Here is a 15,300-nt window from a genome sequence, read left to right as displayed (position 1 = left end):
CGAAAATACGAGAAGCCGAGTGGGTTCACTCCCCCAGGACCCGCGCGAGATAGGCGTTCTGGAACACGCGATCCGGATCCAGCTCGTCGCGCACCTCGAGGAAGCGCTCGAAGCCCGGATAGCGCTCCGCGAGCTCCGCCGCGCCGAGCGTGTGCATCTTGCCCCAGTGGGGCCGGCCGTCGTGGGCGGCGAGGATCGCCTCGGCGTCGCGGAAGTACTCGTGATCCCGGTCCTTGATGAAGCGGTGTACGGCGATGTATCCGGACTCGCGCCCCGAAGCCGTCGAGAGCAGCAGATCGTCCGCGGCCGCGGCCCGCACCTCGATGGGGAACGAGACCGTGTGGCCCTTCCGCTCGATCATGACCCGCAGCTCGCGCAGCGCCTCCGGCACGGCCTCGAGCGGGAGGGCGTACTCCATCTCGCGGAACTTCACGCGCCTGCGGGTGATGAACACGCGGTGCGACTCGTCGGTGTAGTCCCTGCGGCTCGAGATCGCCTCGATCGCCTGGTTCACGCGGGGCGTGATCCCCGTCGCGAGGCTCTCGACGCCGACAACGGCGCCGAGCAGCACGTTGTTCACGATCTCCTCGTCGACGAAGCGCGAGGCGCGGCCGAGCGGCTTCGTCCCGGCGTCGAGCGGCAGGCGCGTATTCGTCTTCGTGCGCGTCCCCTTCGTGTGCGGGAACCAGTAGAACTCGAAGTGGTCCGACGCCCGGTTCAGCTCGACGTAGTTCTCCAGCACCTCGGCGAGCGGCGCCGGCGCCTCGACCGCGCGCAGCAGGAAGCGGGGCACGCACTGGATCGTGACCGTGACGAGCACGCCGAGCGCGCCGAGGCCGAGCGCGACCGCGGGCAGCAGCTCGGGGCTGCTCTCCTCGTCGATGACCCGGATCCCGCCCGTGCCGTCGACGAGCGTCGCGCCGACGACCCTCGTCGCGATCCCGCCGAGCGCGAGACCCGTGCCGTGCGTGCCCGTGCTGGTGGCGCCCGAGATCGTCTGGCGGTCGATGTCGCCCATGTTCTCGAGCGCGAGGCCCAGCGGGTTCAGGATGTGCGGAAGCTCCCAGAGGCGCGTACCGGCCCACAGGGTCACGCGCGAGCGGCCCAGGTCGGCGTTCACGAGGCCGCGCAGGCGCGAGAGGTCGAGCCGGATCCCCTCGGTCGCCCCAATCGCGGTGAAGCTGTGGGACGCTCCGATGGGCTTCACCGTCGTGCCGGTCGTGCGCGCGAGGCGCACGGTGTCCGAAATCTGATCAGCGCCCTCGGGCGAGAGTTCCAGGGCCGGGTTCGATCGCTCGGTCCCCGACCAGTTCTGCCACGCCACCGTCACAGGAAGCACTTCCCTTCTCCCCGGTAGCTCGGGATCGGCTCCTGCGCCGCCCCGTCGAGGGTCACCGGGACCACCTCGTTCGTGTGTTCCATGATCTCGCCCGACTTCGCGTGGCGCAGCCACACCCGGTCTCCCGGCGTCAGCGAGCGCGCTGCCGCCCCGCGCAGCGGGGTCTGCACCTCGCCTGCGGCCTCCCGCGGCTCGTATGCGAGGCCTGCGGGCCACACCGGCAGCGGGAGGCGGTCCGGAGCGGGCGGCCCGGACGCGATCCAGCCGCCGCCGAGCAGCGTCGCGCGGTCCGCCGTCGGCTTCCGCACGACGTCGAGCGCGAAGGCGACCGCGGGGGCGACGTCGAAGCTCGCGTAATGGTCGAAGATGTGGGGGCCGAAGAGCCCGCTGCCCGCCGCGACCTCGGTGACCCAGGGCTCGGCCGCCGTGCGCTCGATCGAGCCGGTGCCTCCGCCGTTCACGAACTCGAGCTCCGCGACCTTCCGCACCGCGGCGATCGAGGCGCGGCGCCGATCCGCGAGCTCGGCCGCGCTCGCGCGCTGCATCATGCGCAGCATCGCACCCTCGGCGGGCTTCCCGGCCGGGCGGTCGGCGACGCCCGCGATCTGGGCCTCGTAGGCCATCACGCCGACCACCTCGAAGCCTTGGCGCCTGGTCACGAGCTCGGCGAGCGCACCCAGCTCCTCCGGGCGGCGCACGGGCGAGCGGCGCACGCCGATGTGCCCGAGCGCGCGCGAGCGCCATGACGCGTCGAGGTCGAGGCACACCCTGATGGGGGCGGCGCGCTCGGTCGCGGGGAGCGCCCGGTCAACGAGCTCGAGCTGCTCCTCGCTATCGACCATGATCGTGATCCGGGACGCCGCGAGCGCATCGCCGCCGAGCTCGCGCAGCGCGCCGAGATCGGCCGTCGGATACCCGACGACGATGTCGTCGATGCCCGCGCCGGCGTTCGCCTCGCTGGCGAGCCACAGCGCCTCGCGCAGCGAATACGCGAGCACCCCGCGAAAGCCGGGGAGCCTGAGCACGGCCTCCAGCACCCCGCGCACGCGGAGCGACTTGCTCGCGACGCGGATCGGCAGGCCCCCGGCGCGCCGCGTGAGGTCGGCGGCGTTCCAGGCGAGCGCCTCGAGGCTGAGCGCAACTACGGGGGCGGGCCGCTCGCGCGTCGCCTCGTCCATCCGCGCCCAGTATGCGGCCGGATCGCGCCACGGTTCGAGCTTCGCCCGCGCGTGAAGCGCCGGGCTGGCGAGGTCCAGAGTCATACGTTGCAGTGTATGGCTTGGGGCCGGCGCGCGCGGGAGGCCCGCGCGCATTTCACGTCGCTAATCACCCTCGATCGCGCGCCGCACCTCCGCGTCCCACGCGCGCTTTGCCTCGGCGCGCCGAAGCCGCCAGGCGCGCACCCGGAGAAACACGGCGAGCCCGATCGCGACGAGGATCGCGAGAATCAGCACCAGCTTTGCGAAGCCCACGGCGGTCGCCCCTCACGCGCCCCGTGCCGGGGCTAGTGATCGCCCATCGGGATGGGCGGGCCGAGCCAGAGCAGGATCGTGAACGCCGCCGTCACCGCGACGAGCAGGAGCAGGATCGAGAGCCACGGGTGCTTCAGGATCCACGCGAGCACGTGCTCGACGAAGCCGCGCGGCCGCTCCCCATCGGGGCCGAGGCGCCAGTTCGGGCCACCGAACAGCCCCTTCTTGTCGGCGACGAGCTCGAACGGCAGCGTCGCGAACGGGATGATCGCGGAGCCGAGCCCGAGGAGGCCGGTGCCGACCTTCCAGCGTCGATCCACCCAGAGCAGCACCGTGACCACGCAGTACGAGAGGAACACAAAGCCGTGGATCCCGCCCGCGGGGCGCACGAGGGCGTCCGTCACCCCCGCTCCGCGCACAATGAGCGCGGTGATCAGGCCCGCCCACGTGACGAGCTCGGCGAAGGCGAAGATCCTGAACAGCACGCGTGGCGACATAACGTCGATCCTATCGCGAGCCGGGGCCCCGAGCCTGGTCGCCGACCGCGCGGTCCCCTCGCTGGGACTCGAACCCAGACTGAATCGATTTTAAGTCGACTGCCTCTGCCGATTGGGCTACGAGGGGCATTGCCTCCCATGCTGCCACACGGCGGAACGCCGATTTGACACGGAAGAGGGTGAGAAAGTTGTAGGCCCCGCTGTCGGGCAGAACAGCGGGGCCTACGGATCGTGCGGGCCGGGGCCCGGCGCGGCGACTCAGGCGGAGAGTCGTGCGCGCAGCTGGGTCAGCTCCTCGCGGAGGGCGGCCGGGATCCGGTCGCCGAACTGAGCGAAGAACTCCTCCGTGAGCTCGGCCTCCGCAAGCCAGGACGCGGGGTCGATCGAGAACAGCTCGGCCATGTCGTCGGCCGGCACCTCGATGCCGTCGAGGTTCAGCTCGCCGTCGGCGGGAACCGTGCCGATCGCCGTCTGGCGACCCTCGACGTCGCCCTCGACCCGGCGGATCACCCAGTCGATGACGCGCGAGTTGTCGCCGAAGCCCGGCCACAGGAAGCGGCCGTCAGCGCCCTTGCGGAACCAGTTGACCTGGAAGATCTTCGGCGCCTTCTCGCCCAGCTTCTCGCCCATCTCGAGCCAGTGGCCCCAGTAGTCGGCCATGTTGTAGCCGCAGAAAGGCAGCATCGCGAAGGGATCGCGGCGGAGCTCGCCGACCGTGCCCTCCTGCGCCGCCGTCTTCTCCGAGGAGATGGTCGCACCGACGAAAACGCCGTGCTCCCAGGAGCGGGACTGCGCCACGAGCGGGACGTTCGTCGCGCGGCGGCCGCCGAACAGGATCGCGTCGAGCGGCACGCCGTCCTGCTCGTACCAGTCCTGAGCGAGGGTCGGGGTCTGCTGGATCGGCACGGTGAAGCGCGAGTTCGGGTGCGCGGCGACGCGGCCCGACTCGGGCGTCCAGTCCTGGCCCTGCCAGTCGATGAGGTGCGCGGGGACCTCGTCGGTCTTGCCCTCCCACCACACGTCGCCGTCGTCGGTGAGCGCGACGTTCGTGTAGATGGTGTTGCCCCACAGGGTCTCCATCGCGACGGGGTTCGTCGACTCGCCGGTGCCGGGCGCGACGCCGAAGAAGCCGGCCTCGGGGTTGATCGCGTACAGGCGGCCGTCGGGGCCGGGGCGCAGCCAGGCGATGTCGTCGCCGATCGTCTCGACCTTCCAGCCGGGGATCGTCGGCTGGAGCATCGCGAGGTTCGTCTTGCCGCAGGCCGAGGGGAACGCCGCTGAGAGGTGGTACGACTTATTCGTCTCGGTGTTCGTGAGCTTCAGGAGGAGCATGTGCTCGGCGAGCCAGCCCTCGTCGCGGCCCATGACACTCGCGATCCGGAGCGCGAAGCACTTCTTCGAGAGCAGCGCATTCCCGCCGTAGCCCGAGCCGTACGACCAGACCTCGAGCGTCTCGGGGAAGTGCGTGATGTACTTCGTGTCGTTGCTCGGCCAGGCGACGTCCTCTTCACCCTCGGCGAGCGGGGCGCCGACCGAGTGGACCGTGCGGACCCATTCGCCGCCGGGCAGGATGCCGTCGAGGGCGGCCTGGCCCATGCGGGTCATGATGCGCATGTTGAGTACGGCGTAGGGCGAGTCGGTGATCTCGATCCCGAGCTGCGTGATGGCGCCGCCGACCGGGCCCATCGAGAACGGCACGACGTACATCGTGCGGCCGCGCATCGCGCCGTCGAAGAGCGGGTTCAGGGTGGCGCGCATCTCGTCGGGCGCGACCCAGTTGTTCGTGGGGCCGGCGTCGGACTCGCGCTCGGAGCAGATGAAGGTGCGATCCTCGACGCGCGCGACGTCCGCCGGATTCGAGCGAGCGAGGAAGCTACCCGGACGGAGGTCCTTATTCAGCGGGATCAGGGATCCTGCCTCGACCATCTCGGAGGTGATGCGGTTCCACTCGTCCTGCGAGCCGTCGCACCAGACAACCGAAGCGGGCTTCAGGAGCTCCGCGACCTCGGTCACCCACTCGAGCACCTCGGGGTTATCCGTGGTTGCTTCCTTGCGTACGAGTTCCGCGATCGGAATCTCGATATCGATGACCTGGCCGTTGCCCATAGCCTGCGTCCTCCTCGGGTCTCCCCCAGCTGACAAGATTTGCTTACATCTCCATCTTCGGACTCCTATTCACGCCTCGTTCACCAAATCGCTTGTAAACTTTCAGCATTTTTGACGTATAGTCAATTCATGAGCCCCGACGTGAGCACCCCAGCCGCCCAGGCCGCGCTCGATCGAAAAATCCTCGGCAAGCGCCTCCGCCACTTCCGCACGAACGCCGGCCTCACCCTCGAACAACTCGGCGAGAAGGTCGGGGTCGTCGCGAGCCAGCTCTCGCTCGTGGAGAACGGCAGGCGGGAGGCTCGCACGAGCCTTTTGCAGGCCGTCTCGCGCGAGCTCGACCTCGATCCGGCGGAGCTCCTGAAGCCCGAGGCGCCGGATCAGCGCAGCGCCCTCGAGATTGAGCTGGAGCGCGCGCAGCTCTCCTCCCAATACTCGAAGCTCGGGCTGCCGCACGTGCGCACCCCGCGCTCGCTTCCCGACGAGGCGCTCGAGTCGCTCGTCGGGCTGCACCGCGAACTCGCGCGGCGATCCCGCGCCGCCGCCGCGACGTCTGAGGAGGCCCGCCGGGCGAACACCGCGATCCGGCTGCAGATGCGCGAGCGCGACAACTACATCCACGACATCGAGCTCCTCGCCTCCGATCTCATGCGCCGGATCGGGCACACGACCGGCGCCGTGACGCACCGCGAGGTCGCGATGCTTGCGGAGCTCCTGGGCTTCACCCTTATCTTCGTTGACGAGCTGCCGTCGAATACGCGAAGCGTGACCGACCTCGAGAACGGGCGCATCTACCTGCCCCCGGCCTCGATCCCGGGCGGCCACGGCCTGCGCTCGCTCGCGCTGCAGGCCATGGCGCACCGCGTGCTCGGCCACTCGGAGCCCACGAGCTACGCGCAGTTCCTCGAGCAGCGGCTCCAGATCAACTACTTCGCGGCGGCGTGCCTCCTGCCGGAGGCGCGTGCGGTCGAGTTCCTGCACCAGGCGAAGCGCAACCGCAACCTCGCGATCGAAGACCTCCGCGACGCCTTCGGCGTGACGCACGAGGCCGCCGCCCACCGCTTCACGAACCTCGCGACCCGGCACCTCGACCTGCGGGTGCACCACTACCGCGCCGACGGCGCGGGCGCCCTCGTGCGCGGCTACGAAAACGACGGCCTCCCCTACCAGGCCGACGACACGGGTTCAATCGAGGGCGAACTCCTCTGCCGCAAGTGGGGCGGGCGCACCGCGTTCAACCGCACGAACCGCACGAGCGAGTACTACCAGTACACCGACACCCCCGCTGGAACCTACTGGACGAGCGTGCAGACGGGCGAGTCCGACCAGGGCGTCTTCGCGATCGCCTGTGGCGTGGCGTTCGACGACACCCGGTGGTTCCGCGGGCGCGACACGACCGTGCGCAAGACCTCCACCTGCCCCGACCCCAGCTGCTGCCGCACCCCGAACCAGGACCTGCTCGAGCGCTGGTCGGGCAAGGCGTGGGCGAGCGCGCGCATGCACGCGCACGTTCTCACCCCGCTCCCGACCGGGACATTCCCCGGCGTCGACGACGCAGAGATGTACCAGTTCCTGTCCGACCACGCGGAGTAGGGGTTGGGCGCCCCTCGCCTCTCTCTCCCCCCCCCCTTGGCACGGCGGCGCCGAGTCGGCCGGAAGGCCCCATTCCCGAGCCTGAAAGGGGCCTTACGGCCCACTCGACGGGAGGCCGCGAGAGCCCAAGTGCGGGGCCCAAGCAGCGCACCCTATTCGCGCGGCGCCGGATCCCGCGCACTCACCACCGCAACGCCGAGTCGGCCCGAAGGCCCCAATCCCGAGCCTGAAAGGGGCCTTACGGCCCACTCGACGGGAGGCCGCGAGACCCCAAGCGCGGGACCCAAGCAGCGCACCCTATTCGCGCGGCGCCGGATCCCGCGCCCCGACCACCACAAGGCCGAGTCGGCCGGAAGGCCCCAATCCCGAGCCTGAAAGGGGCCTTACGGCCCACTCGACGCCGCGAAAGGGGCCTAACGGCCCACTCGACGGGAGGCCGCGAGACCCCAAGCGCGGGGCCCAAACAGCGCACCCTATTCGCGCGGCGCCGGATCCCGCGCCCCGACCACCACAAGGCCGAGTCGGCCGGAAGGCCCCAATCCCGCACCTGAAAGGGGCCTAACGGCCGACTCGACCCCGCGAAAGGGGCCTAACGGACCACTCGACGCGAGGCCGCGAGACCCCAAGCGCGGGACCCAAGCAGCGCACCATACTCGCGCGGCGCCGGATCCCGCACCCCCACCACCACAACGCCGAGTCGGCCGGAAGGCCCCAATCCCGCACCTGAAAGGGGCCTTCCGGCCGACTCGACCCCGCGAAAGGGGCCTTACGGCCCACTCGACGCGAGGCCGCGAGCCCCCAAGCGCGGGGCCCAAGCAGCGCACCATACTCGCGCGGCGCCGGATCCCGCACCCCCACCACTACAACGCCGAGTCGGCCCGAAGGCCCCAATCCCGCGCCTGAAAGGGGCCTTACGGCCGACTCGACCCCGCGAAAGGGGCCTTACGGCCCACTCGGCGCCGGCACGGCCCGTTCACCAGCCCGCCCGTTGACGACTCCCGGGGCCGGGGCGAGACTGGGGTGAGACCCGATCGTCTGGGTCGGGTCCCGACGAAGGAGGCTCGACGATGAGAAATCTGGCAGTCAGCTATGCAGGCCCGGGCAAGGTTGAGGTGATCGACACCCCCTACCCGGAGTTCGTCCTGAAGGACGGCCCGGGTGTGAACCCGGCGAACGTCGGCCGCAAGGTCGACCACGGCGTGATCCTGCGCACGATCGCAACGAACATTTGCGGTTCTGATCAGCACATGGTCCGCGGCCGTACGACGGCACCCGAGGGCCTCGTGCTCGGGCACGAGATCACGGGAGAGGTCGTGGAGGTGGGCCGAGACGTGGAATTCGTGAAGGTCGGCGACGTCGTCTCCGTGCCGTTCAACATCTCCTGCGGCCGGTGCCGCAACTGCAAGGAGCGCAAGACCGGGATCTGCCTCAACGTGAACCCGGACCGCCCGGGATCCGCCTACGGTTACGTCGACATGGGCGGCTGGGTCGGCGGCCAGGCTGAGTACGTGCTCGTTCCGTACGCCGACTGGAACGTGCTCAAGTTCCCGGATCGCGAGCAGGCCATGTCGAAGATCCTGGATCTGACCATGCTGTCCGACATCTTCCCGACGGGATTCCACGGCGCCGTGGGAGCCGGGGTGGGCGTCGGCTCGACGGTATACGTCGCGGGAGCGGGCCCGGTAGGCCTCGCGGCCGCGACCTCGGCGCAGCTGCTGGGCGCCGCGACCGTGATCGTCGGCGACCTGAACGCGGATCGCCTCGCGCAGGCGGCAAGCTTCGGCTGCGAGACGATCGACGTCTCGAAGGGCGACCCGCGGGACCAGATCGAGCAGTTGCTCGGCACGCCCGAGGTCGACTGCGGCATCGATGCCGTCGGCTTCGAGGCGCGCGGTCACGGCGCCGACGCCTCGACCGAGCACCCCGCCACGGTGCTCAACGGCCTGATGGATGTCACTCGCGCCGGCGGCAGCCTCGGCATCCCCGGCCTCTACGTGACGGGCGACCCCGGCGCGGTCGACGAGGCCGCAAAAGTCGGATCGCTGTCGCTCCGCTTCGGGCTCGGCTTCTCGAAGTCGCACGTCTTCGTGACCGGGCAGTGCCCCGTCATGATGTACCACCGCGGCCTCATGGAGGCGATCCTCGCCGACAAGGTCAGCATCGCGAAGAACGTCGGCGCGACCGCGATCTCCCTCGAGGACGCCCCGCAGGGCTACGCGGAGTTCGACGAGGGCGCGGCGAAGAAGTTCGTGCTGGATCCGCACAACCTGATCCGCGGGTAGGGCTCGGGCGGCCAACGCGACAGCGCCCCGTCGAGTGAACACTCGGCGGGGCGCTGTGCGATCCGGGGCCGGCGAAAGACCGCCCCGGATCAGAATTTACTCAGCAGCGGGCTTCGGGCGCGAAGCGAACTCCTCGAAGATCGCGCGGGGCTCCTGCAGCGCCTCGATGTTGACGATGTCGCGGCCCAGGAAGAAGTGGCCGACCCAGCCGCCGAACACGCGCCACTTGCGCTCCCACGTGGGGATCGCGAGGCCGTGGTAGAAGCGGTGCGCGAGCCACGCGAGGTAGCCCTTCAGCGCGAACTTGCCCGACTGGAACACGCCCGTGTTCAGGCCGAGGCCCGCGACGGCGCCCTGGTTCTTGTGGTTGTACTCGACGACGCCCTCGTCGCGCAGCTTCGCGACGATGTTCTTCGCGAGCAGGCGGCCCTGGCGCACGGCGTGCTGCGCGTTGGGCACGCAGAAGCCGCCGGGGCCGGGGGTCGAGGAGATGTCGGGGGTCTGCGAGGTGTCGCCTGCGGTCCACGCGCCCTCGACGACCTCGCCGTCCTCAGTCGTGACCTGGAGCGTGGGCGAGCCGATCACGTGGCCGCGCGGACCGATCGGGAGGTCGGTTCCGCGGAGGAACGGGCGGGGCATGACGCCAGCGGTCCAGACGATGAGGTCCGACTCGTACTTCTCGCCGGTCGACAGCTCGATGTGACCGTCGACGGCCGAGGAGAGCTGCGTGTCGAGGTGGATGTCGACGCCGCGGCGGGTCTGGTCCTTGACGACCCAGTTCGCCGTCTCCTGCGAAACCTCGGGCATGATCCGCCCCATGGCCTCGACCAGGTGGAACTTGGTCTCGTCGAACGTGATCTCCGGGTAGCGGCGGAGCAGTGCCGTCGCGAAGGAGCGGAGCTCCGAGATCGACTCGATGCCGGCGAAGCCGCCGCCGACGACGGTGACGGTGAGGAGGCGTGCGCGCTCGGCCGAGTCCTTCGGGAGCGACGCGGCGCGCTCGAAGTTGCCGACGAGGCGATCGCGCACGGCGACGGCCTCCTCGATCGTCTTCATGCCGATCGCGTTGTCGGCGATGCCGGCGATCGGGAAGGTGCGGGAGACGGATCCGGTCGTGATGACGATCTCGTCGTAGGGGAACTCGAAGGGCTCCCCGACGGCGGGCGTGATCGTCGCGGTCTTCGTGGCGTGCGAAATGCCGGTGACCTTGCCCGCGATGTTCGCGGTGCGCGAGAGGTGGCGGCGGCGAGCGACCACCGCGTGACGCGGCTCGATCGAGCCGGCTGCGACCTCAGGCAGGAAGGGCAGGTACGCCATGTAAGGCAGCGGATCGACGATCGTCACCTCGGCCTCACCAGCGCGCAGAAGCTTCTCGAGCTTCCATGCGGTGTAGAAGCCTGCGTAGCCTCCCCCAACGATCAGAATCTTCTTCGCCACGAAGCGGTCTCCTTGATGAGTGAGCGGAATTCGGCCCGAGCGGCGGGCACAGAAAAGGCGGGCCTCACAGCCCGACCCTTCTACTGTACCCCGTTTGCGCCGACTTACGCGCCGGTTCGGCGACGAAATCGCGCAAAACGCTCGATTATGCGGTCAAAAGCAACTAATTCCGCAGGGCGGGGTCGCTCAGCCTGTCCATCCGCTACGCGCAAGCGCGGCGTCCCCAATGGGGTTCACCCCCGGCCCGGCGGCCAGAGCGTGCCCGATCAGCGCGTGCAGGCACTTCACGCGGGTGGGCATCCCGCCCGCGCTGACACCGGCGAGCTCGGGGACCTCGCCGACCGAATTGCGATCCTCGATGTACTGCGCGTGCGCGCGCTCGTACTGGGCGCGCACCTCCTCATCCTCCGCGAGCAGCTCGTTGTACTCGGCCATCACGCCGACCGCTTCGAGGCGCGATGCCGCGGCGACCGCCTCCGGGTGGCAGAGGTAGTAGAAGGTAGGGAACGGGGAGCCATCGGGCAGTCGCGGCGAGGTCGCGACCACGGCGGGGCTGCCATCGGACGCGCGGGCCGCGATCCCGACCACTCCCCTGGCCTCGCGGCCGAGCTGCTCGCTCACCGCCGCGATGTCTGCTGCTGTCGGCTCCTCGTAGGGCGGGCGGCTCATTGCGTGGGTTCCCCTTCCGGGACTTCGGGTGTGGTCGTTTCGGGATCCGGATTCTGCGCGGCCGGATCCGGTGCCGCGGGATCCTGCGTCGACGGATCCACCGGCGGCGCGGCCGTGCCGGCGCTCAGGAACGAGGACACGATCCCGCGCGCCCAGTCGCTCTCGACCCGGGTCAGCTTCGCGCTCGTCTTCTCGTCCGACTCGACCGGCAGCACCACGTCGTCGACGACGTTGAGCTGCGTCTCACCGGGCATGACGTAGAAGAGCCGGTCACGCGCCTGCGAGCGCACGTATACGGGGTCCTTCCACTTCGCACGCTCGGCGTCGATCTCGGTGACCGCCTCCTTGTGCAGCTTCACGCTCTCGCGCAGCTCGGCGATCTCGCGCCGCTGCTGCACGAACGTCGAGAGGCTCGGGCTCACGATGAGCGCGCCCGCGATGACGAGCACGACGACGAGCGCGGTGAAGCCGCTGAACCTGAGGCTCGAGGCCCATGCCCCGAGGTCCTCGGTCCAGCGCTTCACCGCGCCGCCGCCGGCTCGCCTGTTCAGGATCGCTCCTAGGCGGAGAAGCGCGGGAACGCGCCGCGACCCGCGTACCGAGCCGCACCGCCGAGCTCCTCCTCAATGCGGAGGAGCTGGTTGTACTTGGCCACGCGCTCGCTGCGCGCAGGGGCGCCCGTCTTGATCTGGCCGCAGTCGGTCGCGACCGCGAGATCCGCGATCGTGACGTCCTCGGTCTCACCGGAGCGGTGTGACAGGATCGCGGTGTAGCCAGAGCGCTGCGCGAGCTGGACCGCGTCGAGCGTCTCGGTGAGCGTGCCGATCTGGTTGACCTTCACGAGCAGCGAGTTGCCCGCGCCGCGCGCGATGCCGTCGGCGAGGCGCGCCGGGTTCGTAACGAAGAGGTCGTCGCCCACGAGCTGGACGCGCTCGCCGAGCTCGGCCGTGAGCTTCTCCCAGCCCTCCCAGTCGTCCTCGGCGAGGGGATCCTCGATGGAGACGAGCGGGTAGCGGTCGAGCAGGTCGGCGTAGTACGCGATCATCTCGTCCGCGCTGCGCTTCTGGCCCTCGAACGCGTAGCTGCCGTCGGCGAAGAACTCGGTCGACGCGACGTCGAGCGCCACGGCGACGTCGCGGCCCGGCTCGAGGCCGGCGCGCTTGATCGCCTCGACGATCAGGTCGAGCGCCGCCGCGTTGTGCGGCAGATCCGGGGCGAAGCCGCCCTCGTCGCCGAGCGCGGTCGCGAGGCCCTGCTCCTTGAGGAGCGCCTTCAGCGCGTGGTAGACCTCGACGCCCCAGCGGAGGCCCTCGGAGAAGGTCTCGGCGCCAAGGGGGACGGCCATGAACTCCTGGATGTCGACGCCCGTGTCGGCGTGCGCGCCGCCGTTGATGATGTTCATGAGCGGCACGGGAAGGGTGCTCGCGTTGGGGCCGCCCAGGTAGCGGTAGAGGGGCAGCTCGGCCGAGGCGGCGGCGGCGTGCGCGACCGCGAGGCTCACGCCGAGAATGGCGTTCGCGCCAACGCGCTGCTTGTTGTCGGTGCCGTCGACCTCCTTCAGCACCTCGTCAATGATGCGCTGATCGTCGGCCGCGAAGCCCTCGATCGCGGGGGCGAGGTCGTCGAACACCGCGTCAACGGCCTTCGTGACGCCCTTGCCCAGGTAGCGATCCTTGTCGCCGTCGCGCAGCTCGTAGGCTTCGAAGGCACCGGTCGATGCGCCGGAGGGCACCGCGGCGCGGCCCACAGAGTCGTCGTTGAGACCGACCTCGACCTCGACGGTCGGGTTGCCTCGTGAGTCGAGGATCTCGCGTGCGATTACCGCGTCGATGAATGCCACCATGCGCTCCTTAGGTGTGTGCCTGTGCTGGGGTTTCTGGGAGTCGTGTGCGGCGGATGACCGCCGCGCACCAGTCTAGCGGCGAGAACCGTCACCCTTCCTCAGCCATGAACGCCTCCGGCCCCTCCTCCGAGGCCTTCGGATCCATCCAGAGGAATTCGAGGATGTTGCCGTCCGGGTCCTCCAGGTCGCGGGAGTACATGAAGCCGTAGTCCTGCGGCTCCTTGGGCTCCGCGCCGCCTGCCTCGACGCCCGCCGCGACCACGGCGTCGACCGCCGCGCGGGAATCGCGGGAGAGCGCGACGAGGACCTGCGCCGAGGTGCGCGGATCCGAGACCTTCTTGTCAGTGAACGTCGCGAAGTACTCGCGGGTCAGGATCATGAAGAAGATCTGCTCGTTCCACACGACACACGCCGCGTTGTCGTCGGTGAACAGCGGATTGATCTCGCAACCGAGCGCCGTGTAGAACGCCTTCGAGCGCTCGAGATCGGCGGTGGGCAGGTTGACGAAAATCTCCTGAGACATGATTCCCCCCATTGGGTGTCGTCGCGCCGCAGCGACTCCGCGGCCCTCAGACAAGGGTCGCAGGGGGCCGCCGCCGCGGTCAACGGGTGGATGCTGTGGATCCGGGGTCGGGATCCGGATCCGGATCCGGATCCTCGCCCGGACTCAGCCCGCGAGCTCGCGCAGCTCGAGTTCGTCGGCGCCCGCGATCCCGGGCCGCACGTTGGCGAAGCGCGTGAAGCCCTCCGCTGCGACGCGCGCGAGCAGCGTCTTCATGTTCTTCTGGCGCTTCTCGAGGCGCACGCGGTGGCCGCGGCCGACGAGTTCGCGCTTGAGCGCGACGAGTTCGGCGAAGGGCACCTCGGCGTCGTGCACGAGGGCGATCGCCTCGGGGCCCTCCTGCTCGGGGAGCGTGATGAGGTCGACGACGCGCTCGAAGCCGATCGAGAAGCCGACGGCGGGCACGTCCTGCCCGAGGAAGCGGCCGACCATGCCGTCGTAGCGGCCGCCGCCGCCGACCGAGCTGCCGGAGCCCGGGTGTGCGACCTCGAAGATCGTGCCCGTGTAGTAGCCCATGCCGCGCACGAGCGTCGGATCGAAGCGGAGCTCGACGCCCGCGGGCAGCGCGCCCGCGAGCGCCTCGCCGAGCGCGGCGAGGTTGGCGACGCCGTCCTCCGCGGCCCCAGCGGGCAGCGCGGCGGCGATCGCGTCGCGGGTGAGCGGGATACCCTCACCTGCGAGCGCCGGCTCGACGCCCTGCAGTACCTCGCCCATGCGCTCCGCGGCGTCGGCGTCGATCCCGCGCAGCTCCTCGACGACGCCGGAGACGCCGATCTTGTCGAGCTTGTCGACCGTGATGAGCGCGCGGTCGTGGGTTTCCGGGGCGAAGCCGCAGTGCGCGAGCAGGCCGAAGAGGATGCGGCGGTCGTTGACGCGGATGACGCAGCCGGCGAGGCCGAGCTCGGCGAGCGCCTGCGAGGTCGCGGTCACGAGCTCGACCTCGGCGAGGAGGCCCGGCTCGCCGATGATGTCGATGTCGGCCTGGACGAACTGGCGGTAGCGGCCCTTCTGGGGGCGCTCGGCGCGCCAGACCGGGGCGATCTGGATGGCGCGGAAGACGGGCGGGAGCTCGGCGCGGTGCGTGGCGTAGTAGCGCGTGAGCGGGACCGTGAGGTCGAAGCGGAGGCCCAGGTCGGCGAGGGTTTCGACGTCGCCCTGCTCGGCGGCTGCTGCGAGCGCCTCCGGCGTGATGCCGCGCTTCAGGATGGAGAAGGAGAGCTTCTCGTTGTCGCCGCCGAGGCCGGCGTGGAGCCGCGCGTAGTCCTCGACCACCGGGGTCTCGATCTCGTCGAAGCCGTGGGAGCGGTAGACGCCCCTGATCACGCTGAGTGCGTGCTCGCGGCGGGACTTGTCGGCGGGGAGGAAGTCGCGCATGCCGCGCGGCGGGTTCACGGGGTTGGCCATGGTCCCCCATTCTTCCACGCCCCCGCCCACCTTGCCGATTCTGCGCTCGCTGTGCGGTTTATCCGTGATAAATCGCACAGCGAGCGCAGAATCGGC

General features: G+C 70.0%; 13 protein-coding genes and 1 tRNA gene. 2 read left to right on the top strand and 12 right to left on the bottom strand.

Annotation, left to right across the window (positions count from 1 at the left end):
* Positions 1 to 25: 25 nt before the first annotated feature.
* The 6 genes from ACOPJ3_RS06465 to ACOPJ3_RS06440 all read right to left on the bottom strand — a co-directional run bounded on the left by ACOPJ3_RS06465 (position 26) and on the right by ACOPJ3_RS06440 (position 5,414).
* The gene (locus tag ACOPJ3_RS06465) at positions 26 to 1,339 is read right to left on the bottom strand and encodes a D-arabinono-1,4-lactone oxidase (RefSeq protein ID WP_427871011.1); all 1,314 of its coding nucleotides are present in this window, start codon (positions 1,337 to 1,339) and stop codon (positions 26 to 28) included.
* Positions 1,327 to 2,601, bottom strand: coding sequence for an alanine racemase (locus ACOPJ3_RS06460; RefSeq protein ID WP_427871010.1), 1,275 nt, complete (start codon positions 2,599 to 2,601; stop codon positions 1,327 to 1,329). The genes ACOPJ3_RS06465 and ACOPJ3_RS06460 overlap by 13 nt, the downstream gene beginning before the upstream one ends.
* A 60-nt stretch (positions 2,602 to 2,661) precedes the next feature.
* Complete coding sequence (locus tag ACOPJ3_RS06455; protein WP_427871009.1) at positions 2,662 to 2,811, bottom strand: hypothetical protein; 150 nt, start codon at positions 2,809 to 2,811, stop codon at positions 2,662 to 2,664.
* Between the two features lie 32 nt (positions 2,812 to 2,843).
* Entirely contained in the window at positions 2,844 to 3,308 is a 465-nt protein-coding gene (locus tag ACOPJ3_RS06450; RefSeq protein ID WP_427871008.1) for a DUF3817 domain-containing protein, read from the bottom strand.
* 53 nt (positions 3,309 to 3,361) lie between these two features.
* A tRNA-Leu gene (locus tag ACOPJ3_RS06445) sits at positions 3,362 to 3,435 on the bottom strand.
* A 131-nt stretch (positions 3,436 to 3,566) separates the two neighbouring features.
* Positions 3,567 to 5,414 (bottom strand): phosphoenolpyruvate carboxykinase (GTP), encoded by a 1,848-nt coding sequence (locus tag ACOPJ3_RS06440; protein ID WP_427871007.1) that lies wholly within the window; start codon positions 5,412 to 5,414, stop codon positions 3,567 to 3,569.
* A 129-nt stretch (positions 5,415 to 5,543) separates the two neighbouring features.
* Here ACOPJ3_RS06440 and ACOPJ3_RS06435 point away from each other — a divergent pair, with 129 nt between their 5' ends.
* Together ACOPJ3_RS06435 and fdhA are read left to right on the top strand one after the other, a co-directional pair.
* A complete protein-coding gene (locus ACOPJ3_RS06435; RefSeq protein ID WP_427871006.1) occupies positions 5,544 to 7,007 on the top strand; it encodes a helix-turn-helix domain-containing protein in 1,464 nt (487 codons plus the stop codon).
* Between the two features lie 1,067 nt (positions 7,008 to 8,074).
* Positions 8,075 to 9,289, top strand: coding sequence for a formaldehyde dehydrogenase, glutathione-independent (fdhA, locus tag ACOPJ3_RS06430; protein WP_427871005.1), 1,215 nt, complete (start codon positions 8,075 to 8,077; stop codon positions 9,287 to 9,289).
* A 96-nt stretch (positions 9,290 to 9,385) separates the two neighbouring features.
* Here fdhA and ACOPJ3_RS06425 read toward each other — a convergent pair whose 3' ends face one another.
* The 6 genes from ACOPJ3_RS06425 to hisS all read right to left on the bottom strand — a co-directional run bounded on the left by ACOPJ3_RS06425 (position 9,386) and on the right by hisS (position 15,204).
* The gene (locus ACOPJ3_RS06425; protein WP_427871004.1) at positions 9,386 to 10,726 is read right to left on the bottom strand and encodes an NAD(P)/FAD-dependent oxidoreductase; all 1,341 of its coding nucleotides are present in this window, start codon (positions 10,724 to 10,726) and stop codon (positions 9,386 to 9,388) included.
* 186 nt (positions 10,727 to 10,912) lie between these two features.
* The gene (locus ACOPJ3_RS06420) at positions 10,913 to 11,395 is read right to left on the bottom strand and encodes a DUF501 domain-containing protein (protein ID WP_427871003.1); all 483 of its coding nucleotides are present in this window, start codon (positions 11,393 to 11,395) and stop codon (positions 10,913 to 10,915) included.
* Positions 11,392 to 11,919, bottom strand: coding sequence for an FtsB family cell division protein (locus ACOPJ3_RS06415; RefSeq protein WP_427871002.1), 528 nt, complete (start codon positions 11,917 to 11,919; stop codon positions 11,392 to 11,394). Before ACOPJ3_RS06415 ends, ACOPJ3_RS06420 begins: the two co-directional genes overlap by 4 nt.
* A 35-nt stretch (positions 11,920 to 11,954) precedes the next feature.
* Positions 11,955 to 13,235 (bottom strand): phosphopyruvate hydratase, encoded by a 1,281-nt coding sequence (gene eno / locus ACOPJ3_RS06410; RefSeq protein ID WP_427871001.1) that lies wholly within the window; start codon positions 13,233 to 13,235, stop codon positions 11,955 to 11,957.
* 91 nt (positions 13,236 to 13,326) lie between these two features.
* Positions 13,327 to 13,761, bottom strand: coding sequence for a VOC family protein (locus ACOPJ3_RS06405; RefSeq protein ID WP_427871000.1), 435 nt, complete (start codon positions 13,759 to 13,761; stop codon positions 13,327 to 13,329).
* Between the two features lie 144 nt (positions 13,762 to 13,905).
* Positions 13,906 to 15,204 carry a histidine--tRNA ligase gene (hisS, locus tag ACOPJ3_RS06400; protein WP_427870999.1) on the bottom strand — a complete coding sequence of 433 codons (1,299 nt, stop codon included), beginning with the start codon at positions 15,202 to 15,204 and terminating at the stop codon, positions 13,906 to 13,908.
* Positions 15,205 to 15,300: the final 96 nt, after the last annotated feature.

The organism is Leucobacter luti, from assembly GCF_050310065.1.
Classification (GTDB): Bacteria; Actinomycetota; Actinomycetes; order Actinomycetales; family Microbacteriaceae; genus Leucobacter; species Leucobacter luti_B.
Note: the sequence above shows the minus strand (reverse complement) of the source record. Positions and strands in the feature narration are given on the sequence as shown.